The organism is Spongiibacter nanhainus (assembly GCF_016132545.1).
Classification (GTDB): Bacteria; Pseudomonadota; Gammaproteobacteria; order Pseudomonadales; family Spongiibacteraceae; genus Spongiibacter; species Spongiibacter nanhainus.
Map to the genome: position 1 here is coordinate 745,768 of NZ_CP066167.1, position 25,131 is coordinate 770,898.

Consider the following 25,131-nt stretch of genomic DNA (forward strand, 5'->3'; position numbering starts at 1 on the left):
GTAACTCTCTGTGAACAACAATGCATTTGTGCTTAGCCCGGAACAGCGTCAAGACGCGTTGAATGTGGTGGGAACAAAGGTGGCAGTGCTGGGCAGTGCCGAGGCGATGCAGGATTTGCAGGTCACCCTGCAATCCGGCCAGGCGGGGATGGGGCCGCCTCCCCACAGCCACGACTGGGATGAGTCATTCTACGTCACCAAGGGTGTGGTGGTGTTCAATTGCAATGGCGAGGCCACCGCCTGCTCTGCGGGCACCCTGGTACATGTGCCGGCGGGGACGGTACACGCATTTAGCTACGGTCCTGACGGGGGCGAGATGTTGGAAATGACCGGTAAGGGCAGTCAGGCAGTGAAAATGTTTACCGCTCTGGATCGGGAGGTGCCGCCGGGGCCGCCGGATATCCCCAAGGTCATTGAGGTGCTGGCTGATCACGGTGTTACCACATATCTATAGCGGCAGGCTTGCCGGGCCCGCGCCTGACTGTCCGGCTCATGGCTCGGGCGGTGATCATGACTGCCTGCAGGCGTATTGATGTCAGAAATTGAATACCTTGGCTTTGATGCCCTTGAGCCCAGGGCTTTTTTAGCCCTGCTTAACCGCGCCAAAGTCCGGCGCCACCTGGTTCAACATCAACAGTTTGATGAGCCTGCCGCGGTCCAGTGGGTGTCGGAGAAGCTGTCGATCGATTCAATGCCCGGGTGCCGCTTGCGGGCGGTGTGTACGGATGGCGAGTTGGCGGGCTGGTGTGGCATTCAGCCGGATGCCGACGGCTACGAACTGGCAGTGGTGTTGGATGCGGACTATTGGGGCATTGGCCTCAAGGTCTATAAGACGATGATGGAGTGGGCGCAGGAGTTTGGCCATCACTTCGTTAATATCCACTTGTTAGCGTCCCGGCCCGAGTATCGGTTTTTGCGAAAGATGGCCACATCGGTGACCCGCAGTGAATGGCAGGGCGAGGTGTTTGTCAGCTACCGTATTGCGGTACTCCAGGCCGATCTGAATGCCACCGCGAAACCACACGAAAGTGACAGTCCTTAAGAGAATAAACCTTCGATGACTGCGACAAAGGTAAGCAAAGAACAACTATCCACATTTTTTGCCGAGGAGTTCCCCCAGGCCGATATTATTGTGGACGCGGTGGGCAATAAGTCAGCGACGCTGCGCAAAGCGATAGATCACCGCCATTTGCGCCCCGGCGGCACGGTGTCGGGGCCGACCCTGATGGCGGTGGCCGACGCGGCGCTTTACGCCGCTATTCTCGGTGAAATTGGCCTGGTGGCCCTGGCGGTGACCACCAACCTCAATATCAATTTTCTGCGCAAGCCCGCCGCCGACCGGGATGTCATTGCCGAGTGCCAGCTGATCAAGGTGGGCAAGGTGCTTATTATCGGCGAGGTCTCGCTGTATTCAGAGGGCATGGATGAGCCGGTCGCCCACGTGGTGGGCACCTATTCAGTGCCACCGCGCAGGGGCTATTAACCTGGCAATCAAATAGTTGAATCCATCACTATTTGATTGTCGCCCCTAAAAACCGGCGGAATTTGCGAAATCCCTTGATTTTTAGGGGCTCGCGCAGGCTTGCAGCCTGCGGCGACACGTAACCTACATGGATGTAGGGAATGCAGGTTTTGCAGGAGCAAAAACCTGTCCATGTGCCGCATATTAATTCGGCTAAAGGCTTGCCGAATTAATAGCAATTGGTCGCGGCTCGGTTCGCTTAGGGCGCTGGGTTGGGATGTTGCTGGTGAATGGCCTCAATCCCTTTTAGCACCTCTTCACTCAAGGTCATCTCGCTGCTGGCGATATTGCTCTTGAGCTGATCCATGGCGGTGGCGCCAATAATGTTGCTGGTCACAAAGGGCTGCTGGTTGATATAGGCCAGCGCCATCTGCGCGGGGTCCAGCCCGTGTTGCTCGGCCAGCTGACAGTAAGCTTCAGTGGCGGCCACTGACTCCGGTTTGTTGTAGCGGCTAAAGCGCTCAAACAATGTCAGACGAGCGCCCTCCGGCCGCTGATTATTGCGGTATTTACCGCTGAGCATGCCAAAGGCCAGGGGCGAATACGCCAGCAAGCCCACCTGTTCCCGGATCGACATCTCTGCCAGCCCCACCTCAAAAGTGCGGTTGAGTAGGCTGTAGGGGTTTTGAATGCTGACGACCTTAGGCAGGTTGTACTTGTCGGCCAGGCGCAGGTACGTCATCAGGCCCCAGGGGGTTTCATTGCTGATGCCGATGCTGCGCACCCGGCCCTGTTGAACCAGCTCGGCCAGAGTGCGGAGAATGTCGTGGATTTCGGCGTCGGCATCCTTGTACTCACTGTGGGTATAGCCCAGCTTGCCAAAGAAGTTGGTGCTGCGGTTGGGCCAGTGGATTTGGTAGAGGTCCACGTAATCGGTTTGCAAGCGCTCCAGGCTACTGTCGAAGGCCTGCAGGATGCCCTCACGGGTAAGGGGGCCGCCACCGCGGATATGGGCATTGCCCGGGCCAGTGGCTTTGGTGGCCAGTACGATATCGTCTCGCTTGCCGCGCTCCTTCAGCCATTTGCCAATGTACACCTCGGTGAGCCCTTGGGTTTTGGCAACTGGCGGCACGGGGTACATCTCGGCGGTATCAAAAAAATTGATGCCGCAGTCCACCGCATAATCCATCTGCTCAAAGGCTTCCTCAATGGTGTTCTGTTCACCCCAGGTCATGGTGCCCAGGCAGATTTTACTTACGCGAATATCGGTACCACCCAGATTCTGGTAATCCATGTTGCCCTCTCGTCGTCAAATACAGCTGCAAAGCGAGTTATTGTGGATCAGGGGGTGAGTGGCTAACAAGGGTTGGGGGCGTTGTGAGGCCAGTAGTGAACCATCTATTGTGTATATATGGATATGCATATATTCTGACAATTCTATTCGATCAAAACCCCAAGTCGATGATGTCTACGCCTGCTGCGCCGAGAACCATGGCGCCCAACCAATTTTTTAAATGCCTGTCCGACGAGACGCGGATGCTGTCGATGATGCTGATCGCCCAGCAGGGAGAGCTCTGTGTCTGCGAGTTGATGGTGGCTCTGGACGACAGCCAACCCAAGATTTCCCGCCATCTGGCCCAGCTACGCAATTGCGGCCTGCTCAGCGACCGGCGGGACAAGCAGTGGGTGTACTACTCGCTGCCAGCGGATTTGCCGGATTGGGCACGGTCCCTACTGGACACCCTCTGTCAGCAGCAAGCGGTGTTATTGGAGCAGCCCTGCAAGCGGCTGGAGAATATGTCGGACCGGCCGGTGCGCTGCGCGGCGTGTTGACCAGCCTTAGAGTCACCCTTAGGACGAAGTCATGAAACTGCTGTTTATCTGTACTCACAATCGCTGCCGCAGCATTCTCTGTGAAGCGATCACCCGCCATATGGCCAGCCAGCATGCCAATGGCAGTACTGTCGAGGTCGCCAGTGCCGGCAGTCAGCCGGCGGGAGAGGTTCACCCCCGCACCCTGGAGGCCCTGGCCCGCCACGGCATCTCTACCCAGGGGCTACGCAGCCAGTCCTGGGACGACTTTGCCGACTTTAATCCCGATGTGGCGATTACCGTGTGCGACAGTGCGGCCGGCGAGTCTTGTCCTCTGTGGATGGGGCGTAGCCAGAAAGTGCATTGGGGCTTGAGTGACCCCTCCAAAGTCACCGGCAGCGAGGACGAGGTGCGGGCCGCCTTTGATCGCACTATCGAGTCGATTCAGGCCAGGGTCTCTGCGCTGCTGGCGCTGGATTGGGCGGAGCTTTCCGGAGCGGCATTGGCCGACGCGCTGCGGGATATTCACCACACCATTGGGCAACAGGAGAATCAATAATGGGATTTTTTGAGCGCTATCTCAGCGTCTGGGTGGGGTTGTGCATCGTTGCCGGTGTGACCCTGGGGGTATTGTTTCCGCCCTTGTTTCAAGCCTTTGCCGCCATGGAGGTGGCCCACGTTAACCTGCCAGTGGCGCTGTTTATCTGGTTAATGATCTACCCGATGATGGTGCAGGTGGATTTCTCCTCTATCAAGGATATTGGCAAGAAACCCAAGGGACTGGTGCTCACCCTGGTGATCAACTGGTTGATCAAGCCCTTTACCATGGCCGCCCTGGGCTGGCTGTTTTTTAAGGTAATCTTTGCCGACCTGGTGGACCCGCAGACCGCCAGCGAATACATCGCCGGCATGATTCTGCTGGGGGTGGCGCCCTGCACGGCGATGGTATTTGTGTGGAGCCAGCTCACCAAAGGCGATGCCAACTACACCCTGGTGCAGGTGTCGGTGAACGACGTCATCATGATCTTTGCTTTTGCGCCCATCGCCGCCTTTTTATTGGGTGTCAGCGATGTGGCCGTACCCTGGGAAACCCTGTTGCTGTCGGTCGTGCTATACGTGGTGATCCCGCTGGTGGCCGGGGTGCTGACCCGCTCGGCGCTGGATCAGGCCAACGACCACCGCCGCTTAAATCAGTTTTTGGAGCGCATCAAGCCAATCTCGGTGAGCGGTCTGTTGGCAACGGTGGTGCTGTTGTTTGGTTTTCAGGCCGAGACCATTCTCTCTAAGCCGGTGGCGATTGTGCTGATCGCCATCCCGCTGTTGCTGCAAACCTACGGTATTTTTGCCCTGGCCTATGCCGGCGCCAAGGCCTTGAAGCTGCCCCACAATATCGCTGCGCCGGCCTGCATGATTGGCACCTCCAATTTCTTTGAGTTGGCAGTGGCGGTGGCTATCTCCCTGTTTGGTCTGCAGTCCGGCGCGGCACTGGCCACGGTGGTGGGGGTGCTGGTGGAGGTGCCGGTGATGTTGTCGTTGTGCGCCTTTGCCAATCGCACCCGGCACTGGTTTGAGGAGGCCTAGCTCGTGGATGACTTGCCAAATATAGATCGGGACTGCATTCGCCCCGTCGAGATCGACAAGCTCTATCAGCCCCAGGATCACCAGCCCCGTATTCTGCTGCTCTATGGTTCGCTGCGGAAACGCTCCTTCAGTCGTTTGGCAACGGAAGAGGCGGCGCGCTTGCTGCAGTATTTTGGCGCCGAGACCCGCACCTTTGACCCTTCAGGTTTGCCCTTGCCGGACGACAGTGACGACAGCCATCCGAAGGTACAAGAGCTTCGGGGGCTGGCTACCTGGAGTGAGGGCATGGTGTGGTGTTCCCCGGAGCGCCACGGCGCCATGACCGGCATCATGAAGGCACAAATTGACTGGATTCCGCTATCGATGGGGGCGGTGCGCCCCACCCAGGGCAAAACCCTGGCGGTGATGCAGGTGTGCGGCGGCTCCCAGAGTTTTAATGCGGTAAACCAGATGCGGGTGCTGGGGCGTTGGATGCGGATGCTGACCATCCCTAATCAATCTTCGGTGCCCAAGGCCTGGATGGAGTTTGACGACGATGACCGCATGAAGCCCTCATCCTTCTATGACCGCATCGTCGATGTGATGGAAGAGCTGGTGAAGTTCACCCTGCTTACCCGGGGCAGCAAAGACTACTTTGTCGACCGCTATTCCGAGCGCAAGGAAAGCGAAGCCGCATTCAGAGCCCGCATCGATCAGCGGGCTATGTAATGGGTGTGAACAGGCCTGGCACAGCCTACAGGGTCGGTGACCACACCTTGTCGGGGTGGTGGGCCAGGAACTCCGGGCGCCGACGGGGCGCGGCATAGGGCTCGCGACACACGTTGTCACGCCGGTTGTAGACAAAAAACACATTGGAGCGCGGGTCCGGCGACATGTTGGCATTGGAGCCGTGCAGGGTGTTGCAATCAAACAGCAGCAAGCCCCCGGCGCGACCGGTGGGCGCCTGGATGCCGCGGCGTTCTATCAGGGTTTGCAGCGCCTGTGGGCTGGGTGTGCCCAGTTCCTGTTTCTTCAATGACTGTTTGTAGTTGTCGGCAGGGGTCTCTCCCATGCAGGGGACAAACACCTGATGTGAGCCCGGCACCAGCATCAGCGGGCCGTTAAAGGCGTGGTTGTCGGTGAGAATGATAGAGGCGCTCACCGCCCGCATTTCCGGCATGCCGTCTTCGGCGTGCCAGGTTTCAAAGTCGGAGTGCCAGTTAAAGCCTTTGCCCTCAAAACCCGGTTTGTAATTAATCCGGGATTGGTGGATATAGCTTTCGCCCCCCAGCAGTTGCTCGGCGCGACTCACAAGTCTCTCGTCCCGGGCCAGGGCCATAAAGGCATCGCTGAGGAAGTGCACGCCGAACAGCGAGCGGATGGCGTTGCTGCCGGGTTCGGTAATGGCAAACTCACGCCCGCGGAAGGCCGGGGTCTCCAGCAATTCCTTCAGCACCGACTGGAAATGGGTCACTTCGGCGTCAGACAGGAAGTCCGGCTCGAATAAAAAGCCGTCTCGGGCAAAGTTTTGCAATTGTTGGGAATTTAGCGGGCCTGTGGCGCTGGAGCCGATCGGGGGCAGTGTCGCCCGGCGCGGCAGAAACAGTGTTTCTGGGGGATGCGGCAGCCGTGTGGGGTAAGGGCCGCCGGGATTCCGGTCCCCAGTGTGCAAAGCATGCGGTGCCGTGTGTGGGTTAAAGGTATGCTCATTTAAAGCCTCATAGCGGGACGAAGCTTCAATGTACATAGTCAGAACCTCCTTACTGTGCTGTGTTTCTCCTCGATAGGTGTCTGTGATAGGTGTGGCGTAAGTAAGGGTGAGCCAGGGCAATTTCAAGTGGGCTTTAATGGCTCTCAAGAAATCTGCCGCAAAATTACCGAATTCGTGTCGACTCGCATATAATGGCCGGTTTTCACGCGACGAGAGCTAAGCGATGACGGCAAAAGTGGCCCTGATTATGGGCTCGAAAAGTGATTGGGACAGCATGCGTCCCGCCGCCGAAATCATGGACCAATTGGGTGTGCCCTACCATGTTGAGGTGGTGTCGGCGCACCGCACCCCCGACAAGCTGATCAGCTTTGCCGAGCAGGCGGTGGATCGCGGCTTTTCGGTGATTGTGGCCGGCGCTGGCGGCGCCGCCCATTTGCCGGGGATGGTGGCCGCCAAAACCCGCTTGCCGGTGCTGGGTGTGCCGGTACAGAGCAAGGCTCTCAGCGGTTTAGACAGTTTGCTGTCCATTGTGCAAATGCCGAAAGGTATCGCCGTGGGCACCCTGGCCATCGGCACCGCCGGCGCCTTCAATGCCGGTTTGCTGGCCTGCCAAATCATCGGTCTGACCGACAGCGATATCGCCGAGAAGGTCGAGCAGTTCCGCCTCGACCAGAGTCAGGCCGTTCTCGATAACCCCGATCCAAGAGAGCAGTAATGGCAAAGGTGTGGGTACTGGGCGCCGGACAATTGGGCGCCATGTTGCAGCAGGCCGCCTATCCCCTGGCGGTTGAAGTTACGGCCTTACCGCCGGAGCAGGAGGCCTTGCCGGAGATCGCGCCCCAGGACTGGGTCACCGTAGAGCGAGAGCAGTGGCCGGATACCCCGATGACCCGCCACCTGGCGGAGCAACCCGGATTTCTCAATCGCGACGTGCTCTACCGCATTGCCGATCGTCTCTATCAAAAGCAGATGCTGGACGAGTTGGGCATTGCCACTGCGCCCTGGTGTAACGTTGACGAGCAGGCCCACGCCGAGTCGATTCACCAGCAACTGGGCGAAGACGTGCTGTTGAAGCGCCGCCAGGGTGGCTACGACGGCAAAGGCCAGTTCTGGCTGTACCAGGATCAGGGCGATGAAATCCCCGGCGACTGGCTGGGTGCGGCGATTGCCGAGAAAAAAATTCCCTTCACCGAAGAGCTGTCGTTGATCGGTGCCCGGGACAGTCAGGGCAACACGGTTTTTTATCCGCTGACCCTCAATCTGCACCGCAACGGTATTTTGATGGCGTCGGTAGCGCCACTGGGACGCGTCGCCGCGTTGCAGTCCCAGGCGGAAGCCATGCTGGGCAAGATTCTGGATGCTGCCAACTACGTTGGCGTGATGGCTATGGAGTGCTTCCGGGTGGGCGACACGCTGATGGTGAACGAGCTCGCGCCCCGAGTGCACAACAGTGGCCACTGGACCCAGGCCGGTGCCTGCGTCAGCCAATTTGAAATGCACTTGCGGGCGGTGGCGCAGTTGCCTATCAAGGCACCGGAGGTCCGTGGCCAGAGCGTGATGATTAATGTGATCGGCATTGAGCGTAACACCCAGTGGATGACCGTGCCGGCAACCCAGTGCTATTGGTATGGCAAAGACGTGCGTCCCGGCCGCAAAGTCGGCCATATCAATATTAATCACCCGGAAAAATCAGCGGTGAAAGCCGCATTGGCCGATCTGCGACCACTACTGCCAGAAAACTACGGCGAAGTCATCGACTGGGTGCTTGAGCACTTGCCTAAGGCTTAATACCTATCGCTAACATCAAGGTTTTGTCGCCCGCACAGAGTCCATCGGCGGACTCTGCGGGTTGATATGCACCAGAAATAAAAAAAGAAGGGCGGGTGACCCCGGCCCTTCAAGCCTCCCCTTGGGAGTATGGACTCTTTGGACGCGTGAGCGCCGACTGACCCGTGGTTTAGTGGCTAATCATCCACGGCCGCTGTGATGGAAAAATCTTGCTGCCATCCGCCAGTAATACCGCTTTTTGACTCAGCGCGCTGCGATCTGCCTCCGGTGAACCGTGGGATTTACAGCCACACGAGGCGTGCTGCTGGGTCCAGATTTTGCGTTCCTGAGCTTCTGCGCGGCTGTCCACGGTGGAGTGCCTGGGCGCATGTCTGGAGGCCTCGTTGGCGGCCTCTGCTTTGCGGCGCTCCGGCGCCATGGCCAGTATCTCTGGCGGGATCATCACCACCCGCGCACTCTGTTTTCCGCACTGGGGGCATGGGCAGGGCATGTGCGCCCTGTCCATGCTGGCCAGCTCGTGGAACAGCCCGTGCTCCTGACATTTATAGTCGTAGACTGGCATTGTTAACTCCTTACTTGTCCGGTGACAGTGGCACGTCGACGCTGCCGTCCAGTTCGACGGTGGGGCCGTCGGCAGTGGGGTTCACGTCGAACTCAAAGATATCGGTGGGCAACCACAATGTGGCGCAGGCATTGGGTATATCTACCACGCCGCTGATATGTCCCTGCACCGGCGCCACGCCGAGAATGGCGTAAGCCTGAGCTTTGGTATAGCCAAACTTGGTAAGATACTCAATGGCGTTGAGACAGGCCTGGCGGTAAGCCACGTGCACGTCCAGGTAGTGTTGCTTGCCGTACTCGTCGACCGAAATCCCTTCAAAAATCAGATAGTCGTCGTACTTGGGCGTGATGGGGCTGGGCTTGAAGATGGGGTTTTTGATGCCGTACTTGGACATGCCTTCTTTTACCAGGCTGACCCGCATATGAATCCAGCCGGCCATTTCGATGGCGCCGCAGAAGGTAATTTCGCCGTCGCCCTGGCTAAAGTGAAGGTCGCCCACACTCAGGCCAGCGTCTTTAACGTAGACCGGGAAGTATACTTTTGAGCCCCGGGACAAGTCTTTGATATCGCAGTTACCACCGTGCTCCCGAGGCGGAACGGTACGTGCCCCTTCGGCGGCGGCCGCTTTGGCGGCGTCACCGGTCATTTTACCCATGTGGGCGGTGTCGGCGTAGGGCAGGGTAGCCAGTTCGGGAACTCGCTCGGGGTCGGTGTCCACCAGGGCTTTTTCCCGGGTGTTCCACTCATTGAGCATCTCCTTGGAGGGCAGACAGCCGATCAGCCCCGGGTGAATCAAACCGGCAAACTCCACGCCGGGTACGTGGCGGGATTTGGTGAACATGCCGTTGAAATCCCAGATGGATTTCTGCGCTTCGGGGAAGTGCTCGGTCAAAAAGCCGCCGCCATTTTGCTTGGAGAAGAAACCATTGAAACCCCACTGGCTTTCATCAAAGGCGCCGATATCGAGTATCTCTACCACCAGCAAGTCGCCGGGCTCGGCGCCTTCTACCCCCACTGGGCCCGAGAGAAAGTGCACTTTACTCAGGTCTACGTCCCGGACGTCGTCAGCGGAATCGTTGTTCTCAATCTGCCCGCCGGTCCAGTCCACACACTCAATGATAAAGTCGTCGCCGGGCTTGACCATGGCAGCCATGGGGATGTCTGGGTGCCAGCGGTTGTGGATCATCTCGTTGTCGTAGGCAGACTTACTAAGATCAACTTTTATAATGGTTTCGGCCATAACAGTTCTCCTGATAGCAGAGGAAAGTCCGGCAAAGCAGCGTCGTCATGGCGGTGCTCAGCGGGGAAGAATTTGAAGCTCTACTATCTAAAAACCGCGCTTGCATCACCATTCGGCAACCGACCGGGGGCTTTACGTCAATTGACGTAGATAAGGCAGAAATGCGCCAAGCAGCCATACTGAAACGGCCTGCGAACGGGACAATGACAACAGGACGAGGGAGGACGAATCAGTGGTGATGACCTCGATAATTTCAACATAGTAGGATCGTTTTGATGGACGTTGTGTCCGGGGTTGTGAACAGGCCCTAGACGGATGGGGCGGGCTGCACTGTCAGGGTATCGCCGGTCAGAGAGACGGAAAACTCAGTCGCACTGGGTGCGGCTAACATGGCTTTGGCTAGGCTGGGCTCCAGGGTTTTCCGGAGGCGGCGGGCCAGATCCCGGGCGCCAAACCTGGGGTCGTATCGCTGCAGTATAAAACGCCGGCTGGCGTCGTCGAGTTCCAAGTCGACACCTCGCTTCTGCAGTCGATGGCGCAATTTTTCCAGCTCGATGTCCAGCAGCGCTGGCAGCTCGGCCTCCCCCAGCCGTCGATAGGTAAGGATACGGTCGATGCGGTTGATAAACTCGGGATCAAAGCGCTGGTGAAGTGCCTTGTCCAGAGCCTTGTCCTGGGGGCGATGAGTGCGGCCTGCGCTGGTCAGTGCCCTCAATGCGCGCTTCCAAGGCCTGTCAGTATAAGTGGCTTCCTGTATTTGCTTGGCACCGACGTTACTGGTCAAAAACAGCAGGCTGTTGCGGAAGTCAATGTGACGATTGCCGGAGGCCAGGTGCAGCCGGCCCCGTTCCAGCACATTCATCAGGGCGCGAATCACTTCGTCGCTACCTTTCTCCAGCTCGTCGAAAAGCACAATGCCGGGTTTGCTGAAGCTGCCCTTAATCAGGGACTCATCTAGCAGGGTCTGGCTTTCTTTGCTGCCCACATAGCCAGGCGGCGCGCCGGTGAGAGAGGCGGCATAGTGGGATTGTGAGAGGGTGTTCATGTCGATACGGCAGACGGCGTCTTTGCTGCCGTGGATCGCTTCGGCAAGCAAGCGCACCGTTTCGGTTTTGCCGGTGCCGGTAGGGCCCAGCAACAGGGATACGGCCAGCGGTCGGTCGCTGTCGACAATGTCGGCTTTGACGATATGCAGCATATCATCAAGGGCATCCAGCACGGTTTTCTGGCCCACAATCCGCGACCGCAGCTTTGCCATTACAGCATCTGGCTCGAAGACAAAGCGGGAGACCCGTATATCCTTGACTCGGTAGTCGGGGCTGCTGGCTATTTGCCGCTCTTGCTCGGCAAGGCGGTCGTTAATAAAGGGCACCGTACTGCTTCATTTGGTCTGAGAATTTAGCCCGCCTCCTGCTCTTTACCCTCCACTGGGAGCTCGCCCACCGGGCATTGGGCTACACCGATGGTGGAGCGGGTGATGGACTCTACCTGCTCCTGAGTGGCTTTGGCATCCATCACCCAGCTGCGATAAAAATCGAAGGGGCAATCGGCAATGCCTTTGTCGCCATCGCCGGAGTTGTAGACTCCCGAGTAACCGCGGTGCAGCAGTTTAAATAGATGGTTCTGCGATTGGTCATTGGCGCGGGCGTCACGAATCTGGCTGACAGAAAGCTGTGCATACTGTACGCCCATATCCTCCTCGCCACACTCGCCCAATGTGCGACCGTCAAAGCCGATTACGGCGGAGTGGCCAAAGTAGGAATACACGCCGTCAAAGCCAGTGGCGTTGGCGACCGCCACGTAGCTGTTGTTGGCCCAGGCCATGGTTTTGGCCATCATGATCTGCTGTTCCTTGGCGGGGTACATATAGCCCTGGCAGCGGATAATCAGCTCGGCGCCCTTCATGGCGCAGTCTCGCCAGATCTCAGGGTAGTTGCCGTCGTCACAGATGATCAGACTGATTTTAAGGCCCTTGGGCCCTTCGGAGACGTAGGTGGTGTCGCCGGGATACCAGCCTTCGATCGGACACCAGGGAATACATTTGCGGTACTTCTGAACGATCTCGCCGTGATTGTTGATTAGCACCAGAGTGTTGTAGGGCGCCTTGTTGGGATGGTCTTCATGGCGCTCACCGGTGAGGGAAAACACGCCCCAGGTATTGGCTTCCCGGCAGGCGGCGGCAAAGATGTCAGTCTCCTCGCCGGGAATGGTGGCGGCGGTGGCCATCATTTCATCCGGGTCGTACATGATGCCCATGGTGCTGTATTCGGGGAATATCACCAGATCCATGCCGGGCAGACCGACCTTCATACCCTTGATCATTTCGGCGATGTCCCGGGCATTGCTCAAGACTTCGGCCTTGGTGTGCAGGCGGGGCATATTGTAATTGACCACCGCCACGCCGACGGTATCGTCACTGCTGGAAATATCACCGTGTCGCATAGTGCTCTCCGTTTATCGAGTATCGAGATAAGTTCTAGGGGGCTTACACCGAGAGATAGGCTTTGATCTTGTCGGTATCGACCTCGTCCCGGGTGTTTTCGTGAATAAAGTTGCCCTTGTCGATGACGATAATCCGGTCCGCCACCGTCATGGTGAAGCTCAGCACCTGCTCCGAGACCACAATGGTGATGTCGCGGAGCTTTTTGATTTCGTTAAGAACATTGGCGATATCTTTAATGATGGAGGGCTGGATGCCCTCGGTGGGCTCATCCAACAGCAAGACCTTGGGATTGGTGACCAGCGCCCGCGCTATGGCGAGCTGTTGCTGTTGCCCCCCTGACAAATTACCGCCTTTGCGTTTACGCATCTCCGCCAGTACCGGGAACAGCGCGTAAATATCGTCGGGAATACGTTTTAGCTTGGAGACGTTCATGCCGGTCTCAATATTTTCCTGCACGGTGAGGTTGGGGAAAATCATCCGCCCTTGTGGCACGTAGGCAAGGCCGCTCTGCACCCGTTGGAAGCTCTCCTTCTTGGTGACATCGTCGCCATCGACGCTAATGCTGCCACCAGAATTGGGCATAACTCCGATCAGGGACTTAAACAGCGTGGTTTTACCCATCCCGTTGCGGCCCATAATGGCCAGAGTTTGGTTTTTGGGCACTTCAAAGTTAAGGCCATGGATGACTTCGCTTTGGCCGTAACTGACTTTTAAATTTTCGACATTTAACATGGGGGTATCCTTCTGCTCAGTTCTTGCAGCTCAATTCTTGGGCCTTGTGGCGCAGCCAGTCGGGTAACTAGTGGCCCAGGTAAACTTCTACAACGTTGGGATCCTTCTGAACGTCTTCCATGGGGCCGGCGGCAAGGATTTTTCCCTGGTGGAGTACAGTTACTTTGTGGGCGATGCGGGCGACAAACTCCATATCGTGTTCGATAACCAGCACCGAGCGACCACTACTGATTTTGTTGAGCAGCTCGGCGGTTTGCTCCCGCTCCTTCACACTCATACCGGCGACGGGTTCGTCCAACATCAGTAGTTGTGGGTCCTGGATCAGCAGCATGCCGATCTCCAGCCACTGTTTTTGACCGTGACTGAGCAGGGCGGCCTCGGTATCGATAAAGTCCTCCAGCATGATTTCGGCGGCGATTTCCCGGACCTTGCTATCCACCTCGTCATCCCGTTGGAAAACCAGCGAGCCAAACACCCCGCGGCCCCTGGGGAAGGACACCTCTAGATTCTCGTAGACCGAGAGGTTTTCGTAGATCGATGGGGTTTGGAATTTGCGGCCAACGCCGGCCCGGACAATTTCGTGCTCGGCTAGTTTGGTCAGTTCCTTGTTCATAAACTTGATGCTGCCGGAAGTGGCTTTGGTCTTGCCGCAGATCAAATCCAGTACGGTGGTCTTGCCGGCGCCATTGGGGCCGATGACGACATGCAGCTCGTTCTTGTCCAGGTAAAAATTCAAACCGTCCACGGCCTTGAAGCCGTCGAATGACACCGTCAGATCTTCGATCGACAGGGTAAAATCGGTGTTGGTGCTCATATTCATAATGTTCTCCTGAAGGCTTTGGGCTGATTGATACGGCTTAGGTCGATCTTAATCAGCTGGTGCCCTCGAGTTTTTGATCGCTCAAGGTATTCGGAGACTTGTCGAAGAAGCGAGTGATAAAGCTGAAGCGCTTTTTGACCAGGTGTCCGTAGTCTTCCCACAGCCCGGCCAGGCCATTGGGGAAGAACATCACCACGGCGATAAACAGACCGCCCATCAGGAACAGCCACAGCTCGGGGAAGGTTTCCGAGAAGGCGGTCTTACCAAAGTTGATCAGTAGACATCCGTAGACCGCGCCGATCAGCGACATCCGACCGCCCACTGCGGCAAAGATAACCATCTCAATGGAAGGCACGATGCCGACGAAGGAAGGCGACATAAAGCCGACAACCAAGGTAAACATGGCGCCGCCGACCGCAGAGATAGCGGCGGCGACACAGAAAATAAAGATTTTGAAGTTGGCGACGTCATAGCCGGAGAAGCGCACTCGGTCTTCTTTATCCCGCATTGCCAGCAACAGGCGGCCAAACTTACTGGTGAGGATATAGCGTCCCCCCATGACGGCGGCGATAAGCAGGAAGCAGGTGATGTAGTAGAACACCAGCTTGGCGGTGTCCGAAGTGATATCCATACCTTTCAGAGTGCGCAGGTCAGTGATGCCGTTAATGCCGCCGGTATAACCCTGCTGGCCAACGATGAGCACCGTGAGGATCAGGGAGATAACCTGGGTGATAATGGCAAAATACACCCCGCCCACCCGGCGTTTAAACATCGCTACGCCAATGATGTAGGCAAATAGGGTAGGTACGACCAGGATGGCGATCAGGGTAAAGGTCAGGCTGTTGAAGGGCTCCCAAAACCACGGCAGCGCCGTTAGCTGGTTCCAGTCCATAAAGTCGGGAATACCGGGGGTGGACTGAATGGCCGTGGCCTCTGGTGTAGACGCCTCCAGCTTAAGGAACATGGCCATCGCATAGCCGCCAAGGCCAAAGAAGATACCCTGCCCTAAACTCAGTGTGCCGCCGTAACCCCACAATAGGACTAGGCTGATCGCTGGAAATGCATAAGTTAAGTATTTGGCAACCAGATTGAGCCGAAAGGCATCAAGGAACAGCGGAAACACCACCAGTATTATCGCTGAAAGTATTAGCAGGGCGGTGGTGCCGCTTTTGCCGCCCAGTACTTTTTCGTAAAAGAAGTTCATATCTCTCTCCCAATAACGGTTCGCGGCCAATGCCCGGGATGGGCCCGCGAGAAAGGCCCGCGATTAGCGGCGGACCTTGCTGGCAAATAGACCCTCGGGCTTAAACATCAAGATGATGACCAGAGTCAGTAGGGTGAATACCTTGGCCATGGAGCCGCTGATAAAGAACTCCAGAATGGATTGTGCTTGAGCGATGGAGAAGGCCGATGCAATTGTGCCCAGTAGGCTGGCTGCGCCGCCAAAGACCACCACCATAAACGTGTCGACAATGTACAGGGTGCCCGTGGTGGGGCCGGTTGAAGCAATGGTGGTAAAGGCCGCACCGGCTACACCGGCGATGCCACAGCCCAACGCAAAGGTCATGCGGTCAACGTTTTTGGTGTTGATACCCACTGCACCACTCATCAGACGGTTTTGGGTAGTGGCGCGTACTTTTAAGCCCCAGGATGATTTAAACATCAGATAGAACACACCCAAGGTGATGAACAGGGTCAGGCCCAGTACGAACATGCCGTTGATGGGAATGTCGATCATGTCGGTGGGTTGCAGCGAGCCCATCAGCCAGTCGGGCAGAGTGGGGCTAACTTCCCGGGCACCGAAGATGGAGCGGTAACCCTGCTGCATAATCAGGCTCAGACCCCAGGTCGCCAGCAGCGTATCCAGCGGTCTTTTGTAGAGAAATCGTATTAACGCAAATTCGGCGATATAGCCCAGTATCGCGGCGACAAAGAACGCGGCGACAATGGCAAAGACGAAGTAGTACGGCATAAAACTGGGAAAGTAATTCTCGGTAAGGCTTGAAAGCAGGTAGGTGGTGTAGGCCCCTGCCGCCATAAATTCACCGTGGGCCATATTGATCACGCCCATTTGGCCAAAGATGATGGCCAGTCCTAACGCCATAAGTAAGAGGACGCTGAACAAACTGATGCCGGCAAACCCCTGCATGGCGAAAATCGCACCTAACTCGCTGTATGTATATCCAAACATGGTGGCGTCCTCTAAAAACGCGTGTACTTAACTGATCTTTTGAACGTATCGCGTGGGGCCTGGCTGACCCGGCGATGTCGGAAATAAGTGGGCGGACTGGTCCTTGTCCGCCCCTTGGCTGAGTGCTCAGCCGTAGTGCCGGAGGGCTTACTGGTAACCTTCGGGGAAAGGATCGGGCTCGATCAGGTCAGAGGTGTAAACCACTTCAGCCTGGCCGTCTTTCTTCCATTTACCTACGCGTGCTTTGCTCCACAAGTGGTGGTTGGGGTGCAGTTTTACGTAGCCTTCAGGCGCGGTATCCAGCTCGATTTCACCAGACTCAGAGACTTCTACCACTTTGTCGACGTCGAAGGAGCCGGCTTTTTCCACTGCAGCCTTCCACAGCCAGGGGCCGAGATAGGCAGCTTGGGTCACGTCACCGATCACACTGTCGTCGCCCCACATCTCTTTAAAGGCCTTAACAAACTTCTTGTTGTTCTCGTTGTCGAGACTTTGGAAGTACTTCATGATGGAGTAGAACCCTTCCAGGTTTTCACCACCGATACCCAGTACTTCGTCTTCGGTCACTGAGATGGTCAACAGGGTTTGCTTGTCGCTGGTGATGCCGGCGGCTTTGAGCTGTTTAAACCAGGCCACGTTAGAGCCACCCACCACCGCGGCGTAGATCACGTCGGGCTTTTTCAGGCGGATTTTGTTGATGACCGAGCCAAATTGGGTATCGCCCAGAGGCTTGTACTCTTCACCCACGACTTTGCCACCCAGCACGTTTTCAATGTGCTTGCGGGCGATTTTCATGGAAGTTCGCGGCCAGATGTAGTCAGAACCAATCAGGTAGAAGGTTTTTGCCTTCTTCTCTTTGGCTACCCAGTTGAGACCGTCGAGAATCTGCTGGGTCGCTTCCTGGCCGGTGTAGATTACGTTGTGGGATTGTTCCAGTCCTTCGTAGAAGGTGGGGTAGTAAAGCAGACCGTTTTCTTTCTCAAAAACCGGCAGTGCCGCTTTCCGGGATGCCGAAGTCCAGCAGCCGAAGACCGCCGCGACCTTGTCTTTTACCAGCAGCTTGCGGCTTTTCTCGGCAAAGGTAGGCCAGTCACTGGCACCGTCTTCTTGGATAATCTTAATTTGGCGGCCTAGCACGCCTCCCATTTCGTTGATTTGCTTGATGGCCAGTTTTTCTGCTTCCTGGGCACCGGTTTCACTGATTGCCATGGTGCCAGTCAGGGAGTGTAGAATCCCTACAGTGACCTCATCATCGGTCACTGCAAGGCCGGTAGTATTCACTTCGGCGAAGCAGAGCTGGGATGCCAGGATGGCCCCTGCCGGTATCATCGCCAGGCACTGAAGTACCTTGCGGCGCCCCCAGCGACGAAGCTCTCTTTGATCACGCATTAGGTTGTCTCCTACGTTTGACGGGTTCGGTATCAGTCTCGGTATTTGCGATCAATAAGAAAATTCGCCGGATGCTCCCCCTCATTACGTTAGATGACGTATATCCCTCCAAGATGCCAATCGGTTAGTTTTCAGCCCAGTCAATGACCCACTTGTGGCAGCGTGCCAGGCCTAAAATAGGCATTGGCACTAAGCTGCGCACCTTAATGTTAATAATCGCTCTCAGGTGGTTCGGCTTTTGCTTCTGTTGGTTGTAGTGCTGGATGTAGTGCTGGATTCAATGCGGTTAATATTGGCTCCGAATGGACGGGGCAGCACGCAGCAGCCGAGGTCGGGGCAGGGATGGAGCACCTCACACAGACGAAACGCCAGCGTGAATAGGCACTACACCCTCTAGTTTTCTAACGCCTATAATGCGCTGCGATAGCTAACGCCAAAGAGCCCAACCCAACGAGCCAAAACAGTGCAGCAACCACAGGCGCCATCAGACCCGGGTCCCGCCCAGCAACATATTTTCAGGGTGCGGCGTAGCTATAACCGCTGGGTAGCCAACCAGACCCTCGAGGACTATGCGCTGCGTTTCACCGCCAAGCGGGCTCGGCGCTGGTCTACCGCCAGGGTGTCTAATACGGCACTGGGGGCGATTTCCTTCCTAGCTCTGGAGGCTATTGGCGGCGCCATTACCCTGAGTTACGGCTTCAGCAATGCGGTGGCGGCAGTCATGGTGGTGGGGGCCATCATCTTCTTGACCGGTCTGCCGATTTGCTATCATGCTGCAAAACAGGGCGTTGATATCGATTTGCTCACTCGTGGTGCAGGCTTCGGCTATATCGGCTCAACCTTAACCTCTCTGATCTACGCCTCGTTCACTTTTATCTTCTTTGCTCTGGAGGCGGCGATTATGGCGCTGGCTCTGGAGTTGACCCTCAATATTCCCCTTTCCATTGGCTATATCATCAGCTCAGTGGTGGTCATTCCCCTTGTCACCCACGGCATCACCTTAATCAGCCGCTTCCAGGTCTGGACGCAGCCATTGTGGATTGTGCTACAGCTGGTTCCTCTGGCGGTGATTGCCTTTCAGGCCGATGGGGCGGTGGCCCAGTGGCGCGGCTACGTTCCCGAGGATCAGGGGCCGGGGCTCAATGTATTGGCCTTCGGCGCGGCGTCGGCGGTACTGTTCTCGCTCATTGCCCAGATTGGCGAACAGGTCGATTTCCTGCGTTTTCTGCCCCATCAGAAAAAACCGGATCGGCGTTGGTGGCTGGCAATGATTGCCGCTGGCCCCGGCTGGATTATCAGCGGGGTCGTCAAGGTATTGATCGGATCGTTTCTGGCGGTTCTGGCGTTGAACCACGGGATTCCCGTTAGTGAGGCTTCTGACCCAAACCGTATGTACCTCACCGCATTTGGTTACTTGAATGTCGGCCCAGAGCTAACCCTGTTGCTATGCGGGGTATTTGTGGTGTTGTCGCAGCTGAAGATCAATGTGACTAACGCCTACGCGGGTTCTATCGCCTGGTCCAACTTCTTCTCTAGGCTTACCCACAATCACCCCGGTCGGGTGGTATGGCTGGTATTTAATGTCGCCATTGCGCTGACTCTGATGGAATTGGGTATCTACCGGGTGCTGGAGGACATTCTCAGCGTTTACTCCATTATTGCTCTGGCCTGGGTGGGTTCGCTGGTGGCGGATCTGGTCATTAACCGCCCACTGGGGCTACGCCCCAAAACCATGGAGTTTAAGCGCGCCCATCTCTATGACATTAACCCGGTGGGGGTGGGTTCGATGATTATTGCCTCGGTGTTGGGCTTTATGGCTCACGCCGGACAGTTTGGTGACATTGCCCACGCGCTGTCCTCCTTTATTGCGTTGGGAGCGACCTTTATCTGCGCGCCAGTGATTGCCTGGGTGACTAAGGGCAAGTACTACATCGCCAGGGAGCCGGTCTCCTTTGGCGAGAAGGAAGATGCCCGCTGCTGCATTTGTTATCACTACTTTGAGCCCGAGGATATGACATACTGCCCCGCCTATTCGGGGGCGATATGTTCCTTGTGCTGCTCATTGGACAGTCGTTGTCACGACATGTGCAAGGAAAACTCCCGTTTGCAGGAGCAATTGATTAACGCTCTGGGGGTGCTGGTGCCACGCCATTGGGTAAAAGTGCTCAATACCCGTACCGGCCATTTCCTGGGCTTGTTTTTACTGACCAGTTTTATGATCGCCGGGGTGCTGGGGGTAGTCTATATCCAGATTACCACCGATGAGGGCATGGACCCGGCAGCCGCCGCCAGTGCGCTAAGCAATGTCTTCTTTATTTTGCTGATTGTCTGTGGGGTGTTGGCGTGGATGTTTGCCTTGGTCCACGACAGCCGCCGAGTGGCCCAGGAGGAGACCGAGCGGCAGACCGAATTGCTTACTGCAGAAATCAAGGCCCACATCCAGACTGACCTTAAGCTCCAGCAGGCCAAGGAGGCGGCTGAAGCGGCTAACAATGCCAAGAGTCGCTATTTGACCGGTATCAGCCATGAGTTGCGATCTCCCCTGAATGCCATATTAGGTTACGCTCAGTTGTTGGAAAAGGACCCGGCGATCCCGGAAAACCGCCGCCAGGCCCTGAATGTGATTCGCCGCAGTAGCGACCACCTGGCAGACTTGATCGAAGGTTTGCTGGATATCAGTCGAATTGAGGCTGGCCGCCTGGATTTGAGTCGCAACGATGTCAACCTGAGTGCCTTGTTGGATCAGATCGTCGGCATGTTTCAAATCCAGGCCAACAGCAAGGGAATCGGCTTTAGTTTTGACCGTTTGACGCCTCTGCCCGAGACCATTCGAACAGACGAGAAACGTTTGCGGCAGATCTTGATAAACCTACTGTCCAATGCCATTAAGTACACCCACCAGGGCGCGGTGACCTTTACCGTGAGCTACCGCAATCAGGTGGCGGAATTTCACATTCGCGATAGCGGAGAGGGCATCGCCTCCGAGGATATGGACCGGATTTTTCACCCCTTTGAGCGGGTCCGTAAAGCGGGTTCACCCCATATAGCCGGTACCGGCCTGGGGCTTACCATTACCCGGCTGCTGTGCGACATGATGGGTGGCGATCTCAGTCTGTCCAGCGAAGAGGGGCGCGGTACCCATGCCAAGGTATCGCTGATGTTGCCCTCCAGCGATAAATTGGTCAGTCGCTCGGTTCAGGAGCAGCAGATTTGGGGCTACGAGGGTGAAGAGAAAACCGTGTTTGTGGTGGACGACGAGCCTGCGCACCGAAGCCTGATCTGCGACTTGCTTGGCCCGCTGGGTTTTAACATGGTGCAGGCGACAGATGGGCCAACATGTCTGGATATGTTGGATATCTGCGATGAGCGGCCGGGTATATACCTGCTCGATGTGTCCATGCCGGGGATGTCTGGCTGGCAGTTGGCCAAGCGCTTGAGGGGGATGATGCCCGATGCCTGCATCATCATGATCTCTGCCAATGCTATAGAGTCGCCACCTGACGATATTGGCGCAGCGCCTCACAGTGCCTACTTACTTAAGCCGGTGAGAATCAATCACTTGTTGAAGAGTCTTCACGACCATGCGGGGATAGTCTGGCGGAGCCGACCTGCGCCGCAGGAGCCTTCGCAGCCCACTCAACTGAGTACCTCGATTCAAATTCCCAGCGAGGAGCGGGCTGAGTTGCTGCGGCTCGCTAAAATTGGATATGCCAAAGGAATGCAGCAGTGCTTGGACAATATAGAAGCGGAAGCGACGCTTCCCGCCGAGCAGTTCCGCATACTGCGGGAGCTCGCCAATCGTTTTCAATTCAGCGCCCTGACCCGGCTGCTGGAGGGGGAAAGCGCGTGACAGATAAGCTGCGTAAACGCGACGTGGTGTTGGTGGTGGACGATTCGCCGGAGACGCTGGGTATGCTCAATGAGACTCTGGAGCAGGCCGATGTCACGGTGTTGGTGGCATTGGAAGGCAATCAGGCGCTGACTATCGCCAACAGTATTACGCCGGATGTGATTTTGATGGATGCCATCATGCCGGGGATGGACGGTTTTGAGACCTGCCGGGAAATCAAGAACAACCGCGATCTGGCCCATATCCCGGTAATCTTTATGACCGGACTCAGTGATTCGGAAAGTATCGTCAAAGGTTTTGAGGCCGGCGGCGTGGACTACATCACCAAACCGGTCAACGGCGACGAGTTAATCGCCCGGATGAAGGTGCACCTCAATAACGCTCGGCTGACGCTCAGTGCCAGAATGGCACTGGATTCGGCTGGGCAGTACCTCATTTCGGTGTCGCCAAAGGGGGAGCTGTTGTGGGCCACGCCCCAGGCTTATCATCTGTTTGAGCATGTGGGGCTGGAGCAAGAGTGGATTGAAACGAGTCTGCCGGCGCAGCTGAGCCAGATTCTTGAGCCCCGCTACAACAAGGAAAAGCCCTTGTTGCTAGAGTCCGGTAACGCGCCACTGGAAGTGCGTTATATCAGTCAAACTGAGCCCAATGAATACTTGATGCAGCTGGTGGATTTGGAGCGCCCCAGCGATGTGGAAGTGCTGCGAGCGGCGCTGCCTCTCACCGAGCGGGAGGCCGAGGTCTTGTTGTGGATCGCCCGGGGTAAAACCAATCGCGAGGTGGGAACTATTTTGGGGACCAGTCCCAGGACGGTGAATAAGCACCTTGAGCAGCTATTCAGAAAGCTCAATGTAGAAAATCGCACCGCCGCTGCGGTAATCGCGCTGAAGTATCTCCGGGATTAATCGCATTGCCCTTAACGTTGTTGCCGTCCTGATCTTCTGTTAAAGGTATCGGTGTGTCAGGCAGCAGGGTGACGTCATGAAGTACCTCTTTGAAGTACATATCAAGCCCGGCTATACCGCCGAGGATTATGCCGATGCCTGGGTGCGGGCCAGCGAGATTATCCAGCAGGCGCCGGGTGCCAGGGGCACGCGCTTGCACCGCAAGTTGGACGATCCCAATTGTTTAATTGCCATCGCCAGTTGGGAGAGCAAAGCCCAGCGAGACGCCATGGAAGGGCAGCACAATGAGCGGGTGGCGGAGATTATTCGCAGTGCGGCGCCCTGTTGTGAGATTCGGCCCATCGGTGAATTCGACGAGCCGGAGTGGGTAGTGTTACCCCCACACATGAAACCGTAGGGCGGACACCGTTTTTGTGTCCGCCGTATTCGATTACCCCTTCCGGTTTCGTAGGGCGGACATAGCTTTTAATGTCCGCCGTATATACCCGCTTTCTCTCCAAGGTGGTGGTGCCGACCGCTGGATCGACGCGGCGGACACAAAACTGTGTCCGCCCTACGGGTCTTTTCGGAATAATAAATCCCACACGCCGTGGCCCAGGCGCTCGCCGCGTTTCTCAAATTTGGTCATGGGCCGGAAGTCGGGGCGGGGCGCGTAGTGACCGGGGCCCTGCATATTGCTGAAGCCCTCCGCGTCGCTCATCACCGCCATCATATGTTCGGCATAGTTCTCCCAATCCGTGGCCAGGTGGATAATGCCGCCGGGGAGTAATTTTTGCCGCAATAACTGGATAAACGCCGGCTGGATCAGTCGGCGTTTGTGATGGCGCTTTTTGTGCCAGGGGTCGGGAAAGTAGACCTGAACACGGCTCAGGCTGGCGTCGGGGATGCGTTGCTCCAGTACCTCTACGGCATCGTCGCAAAACACCCGCAGGTTGGTCAGACCCTGATCTTCTGCCAGGCTCATCAAGCGCCCGACGCCGGGGCTGTGTACCTCGACGCCGATAAAGTCCTTGTCGGGTTCCGACGCTGCCATTGCGGCCAGAGAGTCCCCCATACCAAAGCCAATCTCGAATACCCGGGGCGCTTCGCGGCCGAATACGTGCTGGTAATCCAGCAGATCTGGGCTGAGTTCCAGGCCAAGTTGCGGCCACAGCCGGGCATAGGCCTTTTTCTGGCCATCAGTCATGCGGCCGGTACGCAGCACAAAGCTGCGGATACGGCGCAGCGGTTGTTGGTTTTCGCTCACAGTGCTTTCCATCCTGCGACGGCCAGGCACAGCCAGCCGATCAGAAATAATGTCCCGCCGATGGGGGTAATGGCGCCCAGCACCCGGATTTCGGTAATAGCCAGCGCGTAGAGGCTGCCGCTAAATATCACAATGCCCAGGGTAAACAGCCACACTGTGGCTTTCAGGGCGCCGTGGCTGAGCCCTTGTGCCAGCAGTACGGTGACCCCCAGCAGGGCCAGGGTATGAAAAAAGTGATACTGCACGGCGGTGTGGTAGACCGCCATCATCTCCGGGCTGAGTTTGTCTTTAAGCCCGTGGGCGCCAAAGGCGCCCAGCGCCACCGCCAAAAAGCCAAATATTGAAGTTAGTACCAGGCTGATGGACGCCATAGCTGCCTCGCTCAGGTCTGCCAAAAAAGGAGTTTCCACCGGGAAGCCGGCTATTGTAGTCAAAACCGCCTTGAGACCCCAGTGCCGCTGGTGGATTGTTAGGGTTTTCGCACAGATACAAAAAAGCCCCGCTGTGTGCGGGGCTTTCAGAGCAAGGGGAGAGAGGCCTTAGGCTTCCATACTGGCCCGCAGTTTTTTCATCGCGGCCTGCTCCAGCTGGCGAATGCGCTCGGCAGACACCCCGTAGCGATCGGCCAGTTCGTGGAGTGTGGCCTTGCTCTCGGCCAACCAGCGGCTTTGCAGGATGTCCCGGCTGCGCTCGTCCAGTTCAGACATGGCCAGAGTAAGGGCTTGGTGGCTGGTTTCTTCCCAGTTGTCCGCTTCCAGTACGGCGGCAGGGTCACCGCTTTTGTCTTCCAGGTAGTAGACCGGCGCCACCACACCACTTTCGTCGTCGGCATCGGCGTCAAAACCCACATCCACCGAGCTCAGACGACCCTCCATGCGGCGCACTTCGTTGACGTCCACACCCAGGTCGTTGGCCACCGCTTTGGCCTCGTCGTTGCTGAGCCAGGCCAGTTGTTTTTTTGCGCTGCGGAGGTTGAAGAACAATTTGCGCTGGGCCTTGGTGGTGGCCACTTTGACAATACGCCAGTTGCGCAACACGTACTCGTGAATCTCCGCCTTGATCCAGTGGACGGCAAAAGACACCAGGCGCACACCCTTGCTGGGGTCAAAGCGCTTGACGGCTTTCATCAGGCCCACGTTGCCTTCCTGAATCAGGTCGGCCTGGGGCAGGCCGTAGCCGCTGTAGCTTTTGGCAATGTGCACCACAAAACGCAGGTGGGACATAACCAGCTGACGGGCCGCTTCCAGGTCGCCCTGATAGTGGAGATCTTCCGCCAGTTCGCGCTCGCGCTCGGCGCTGAGCACCGGAATACTGCCAACGGCTTGAATATATGCCGAGAGGTCACCACCTGGTACTAGCTGCTGCATGGGCTGCAGATGGCCGCTCATCGCACATCCTCCTAAAAAAGATCGTTTTTAAA

The 25,131-nt window shown here is 56.8% G+C and carries 26 protein-coding genes; 12 read left to right on the forward strand and 14 right to left on the reverse strand.

Annotated features, from left to right (window positions below):
- Positions 1–10: 10 nt before the first annotated feature.
- The 3 genes from I6N98_RS03355 (at position 11) to I6N98_RS03365 (ending at position 1,483) form a co-directional block, all read left to right on the forward strand.
- Positions 11–454, forward strand: a complete 444-nt coding sequence (locus I6N98_RS03355) for a cupin domain-containing protein (RefSeq protein WP_198570400.1) — start codon at positions 11–13, stop codon at positions 452–454.
- A 78-nt stretch (positions 455–532) separates the two neighbouring features.
- Positions 533–1,042: a GNAT family N-acetyltransferase gene (locus tag I6N98_RS03360; RefSeq protein ID WP_198570401.1), complete on the forward strand. Its 510-nt coding sequence runs from the start codon at positions 533–535 to the stop codon at positions 1,040–1,042.
- A 15-nt stretch (positions 1,043–1,057) separates the two neighbouring features.
- Positions 1,058–1,483, forward strand: coding sequence for a PaaI family thioesterase (locus I6N98_RS03365; RefSeq protein ID WP_198570402.1), 426 nt, complete (start codon positions 1,058–1,060; stop codon positions 1,481–1,483).
- 238 nt (positions 1,484–1,721) lie between these two features.
- On the opposite strand, the gene I6N98_RS03370 is transcribed toward I6N98_RS03365, so the two are convergent.
- A complete protein-coding gene (locus I6N98_RS03370; protein ID WP_198570403.1) occupies positions 1,722–2,756 on the reverse strand; it encodes an NADP(H)-dependent aldo-keto reductase in 1,035 nt (344 codons plus the stop codon).
- Between the two features lie 197 nt (positions 2,757–2,953).
- Between I6N98_RS03370 and I6N98_RS03375 the strand changes: the two genes are divergently transcribed.
- Genes I6N98_RS03375 through arsH form a run of 4 tightly spaced genes read left to right on the forward strand, consistent with a single transcriptional unit; the run spans position 2,954 to position 5,563 of the window.
- The gene (locus I6N98_RS03375) at positions 2,954–3,295 is read left to right on the forward strand and encodes a metalloregulator ArsR/SmtB family transcription factor (RefSeq protein ID WP_198570404.1); all 342 of its coding nucleotides are present in this window, start codon (positions 2,954–2,956) and stop codon (positions 3,293–3,295) included.
- Positions 3,296–3,326: 31 nt separating this feature from the next.
- Complete coding sequence (locus I6N98_RS03380; RefSeq protein ID WP_198570405.1) at positions 3,327–3,833, forward strand: arsenate reductase ArsC; 507 nt, start codon at positions 3,327–3,329, stop codon at positions 3,831–3,833.
- Positions 3,833–4,855 carry an ACR3 family arsenite efflux transporter gene (gene arsB / locus I6N98_RS03385; protein ID WP_198570406.1) on the forward strand — a complete coding sequence of 341 codons (1,023 nt, stop codon included), beginning with the start codon at positions 3,833–3,835 and terminating at the stop codon, positions 4,853–4,855. The genes I6N98_RS03380 and arsB overlap by 1 nt, the downstream gene beginning before the upstream one ends.
- A 3-nt stretch (positions 4,856–4,858) precedes the next feature.
- Positions 4,859–5,563: an arsenical resistance protein ArsH gene (arsH, locus tag I6N98_RS03390; protein ID WP_420496980.1), complete on the forward strand. Its 705-nt coding sequence runs from the start codon at positions 4,859–4,861 to the stop codon at positions 5,561–5,563.
- A 25-nt stretch (positions 5,564–5,588) separates the two neighbouring features.
- On the opposite strand, the gene thpD is transcribed toward arsH, so the two are convergent.
- Entirely contained in the window at positions 5,589–6,581 is a 993-nt protein-coding gene (gene thpD / locus I6N98_RS03395; RefSeq protein ID WP_198570407.1) for an ectoine hydroxylase, read from the reverse strand.
- Positions 6,582–6,768: 187 nt separating this feature from the next.
- Here thpD and purE point away from each other — a divergent pair, with 187 nt between their 5' ends.
- A complete protein-coding gene (gene purE, locus I6N98_RS03400) occupies positions 6,769–7,260 on the forward strand; it encodes a 5-(carboxyamino)imidazole ribonucleotide mutase (RefSeq protein ID WP_198570408.1) in 492 nt (163 codons plus the stop codon).
- Positions 7,260–8,333, forward strand: a complete 1,074-nt coding sequence (purK, locus tag I6N98_RS03405) for a 5-(carboxyamino)imidazole ribonucleotide synthase (RefSeq protein WP_198570409.1) — start codon at positions 7,260–7,262, stop codon at positions 8,331–8,333. Before purE ends, purK begins: the two co-directional genes overlap by 1 nt.
- A 169-nt stretch (positions 8,334–8,502) precedes the next feature.
- Here purK and I6N98_RS03410 read toward each other — a convergent pair whose 3' ends face one another.
- The 9 genes from I6N98_RS03410 to urtA form a co-directional block, all read right to left on the reverse strand.
- Positions 8,503–8,895, reverse strand: a complete 393-nt coding sequence (locus I6N98_RS03410) for an FmdB family zinc ribbon protein (protein WP_198570410.1) — start codon at positions 8,893–8,895, stop codon at positions 8,503–8,505.
- Between the two features lie 10 nt (positions 8,896–8,905).
- Entirely contained in the window at positions 8,906–10,135 is a 1,230-nt protein-coding gene (gene fmdA / locus I6N98_RS03415) for a formamidase (RefSeq protein WP_198570411.1), read from the reverse strand.
- A gap of 307 nt (positions 10,136–10,442) precedes the next feature.
- On the reverse strand, positions 10,443–11,507 hold the full coding sequence (locus I6N98_RS03420; RefSeq protein WP_198570412.1) for an AAA family ATPase: 1,065 nt from the start codon (positions 11,505–11,507) through the stop codon (positions 10,443–10,445).
- A gap of 26 nt (positions 11,508–11,533) precedes the next feature.
- Positions 11,534–12,577 carry an aliphatic amidase gene (locus tag I6N98_RS03425; protein ID WP_198570413.1) on the reverse strand — a complete coding sequence of 348 codons (1,044 nt, stop codon included), beginning with the start codon at positions 12,575–12,577 and terminating at the stop codon, positions 11,534–11,536.
- Between the two features lie 43 nt (positions 12,578–12,620).
- Positions 12,621–13,310 (reverse strand): urea ABC transporter ATP-binding subunit UrtE, encoded by a 690-nt coding sequence (gene urtE, locus I6N98_RS03430; protein ID WP_198570414.1) that lies wholly within the window; start codon positions 13,308–13,310, stop codon positions 12,621–12,623.
- Positions 13,311–13,377: 67 nt separating this feature from the next.
- Positions 13,378–14,124: an urea ABC transporter ATP-binding protein UrtD gene (urtD, locus tag I6N98_RS03435; protein WP_198571525.1), complete on the reverse strand. Its 747-nt coding sequence runs from the start codon at positions 14,122–14,124 to the stop codon at positions 13,378–13,380.
- 58 nt (positions 14,125–14,182) lie between these two features.
- A complete protein-coding gene (gene urtC / locus I6N98_RS03440; RefSeq protein WP_198570415.1) occupies positions 14,183–15,334 on the reverse strand; it encodes an urea ABC transporter permease subunit UrtC in 1,152 nt (383 codons plus the stop codon).
- A gap of 63 nt (positions 15,335–15,397) precedes the next feature.
- The gene (gene urtB / locus I6N98_RS03445; RefSeq protein ID WP_198570416.1) at positions 15,398–16,321 is read right to left on the reverse strand and encodes an urea ABC transporter permease subunit UrtB; all 924 of its coding nucleotides are present in this window, start codon (positions 16,319–16,321) and stop codon (positions 15,398–15,400) included.
- A gap of 147 nt (positions 16,322–16,468) precedes the next feature.
- The gene (urtA, locus tag I6N98_RS03450) at positions 16,469–17,650 is read right to left on the reverse strand and encodes an urea ABC transporter substrate-binding protein (RefSeq protein WP_232787532.1); all 1,182 of its coding nucleotides are present in this window, start codon (positions 17,648–17,650) and stop codon (positions 16,469–16,471) included.
- A gap of 523 nt (positions 17,651–18,173) precedes the next feature.
- Between urtA and I6N98_RS03455 the strand changes: the two genes are divergently transcribed.
- From I6N98_RS03455 to I6N98_RS03465, 3 genes are all read left to right on the forward strand, one after another.
- Positions 18,174–21,560, forward strand: coding sequence for a hybrid sensor histidine kinase/response regulator (locus I6N98_RS03455; protein ID WP_198570418.1), 3,387 nt, complete (start codon positions 18,174–18,176; stop codon positions 21,558–21,560).
- On the forward strand, positions 21,557–22,465 hold the full coding sequence (locus I6N98_RS03460) for a response regulator transcription factor (protein ID WP_232787445.1): 909 nt from the start codon (positions 21,557–21,559) through the stop codon (positions 22,463–22,465). Before I6N98_RS03455 ends, I6N98_RS03460 begins: the two co-directional genes overlap by 4 nt.
- Positions 22,466–22,541: 76 nt before the next feature.
- Positions 22,542–22,862 carry an antibiotic biosynthesis monooxygenase family protein gene (locus tag I6N98_RS03465; RefSeq protein ID WP_198570419.1) on the forward strand — a complete coding sequence of 107 codons (321 nt, stop codon included), beginning with the start codon at positions 22,542–22,544 and terminating at the stop codon, positions 22,860–22,862.
- A gap of 156 nt (positions 22,863–23,018) precedes the next feature.
- Here the strand turns inward: I6N98_RS03465 and trmB are convergent, their stop codons facing one another.
- The 3 genes from trmB to rpoH form a co-directional block, all read right to left on the reverse strand.
- Complete coding sequence (trmB, locus tag I6N98_RS03470; RefSeq protein WP_232787446.1) at positions 23,019–23,711, reverse strand: tRNA (guanosine(46)-N7)-methyltransferase TrmB; 693 nt, start codon at positions 23,709–23,711, stop codon at positions 23,019–23,021.
- Positions 23,708–24,106, reverse strand: a complete 399-nt coding sequence (locus I6N98_RS03475; protein ID WP_337924604.1) for a DUF423 domain-containing protein — start codon at positions 24,104–24,106, stop codon at positions 23,708–23,710. Before I6N98_RS03475 ends, trmB begins: the two co-directional genes overlap by 4 nt.
- A gap of 144 nt (positions 24,107–24,250) precedes the next feature.
- On the reverse strand, positions 24,251–25,099 hold the full coding sequence (gene rpoH / locus I6N98_RS03480; protein ID WP_198570421.1) for an RNA polymerase sigma factor RpoH: 849 nt from the start codon (positions 25,097–25,099) through the stop codon (positions 24,251–24,253).
- Positions 25,100–25,131: the final 32 nt, after the last annotated feature.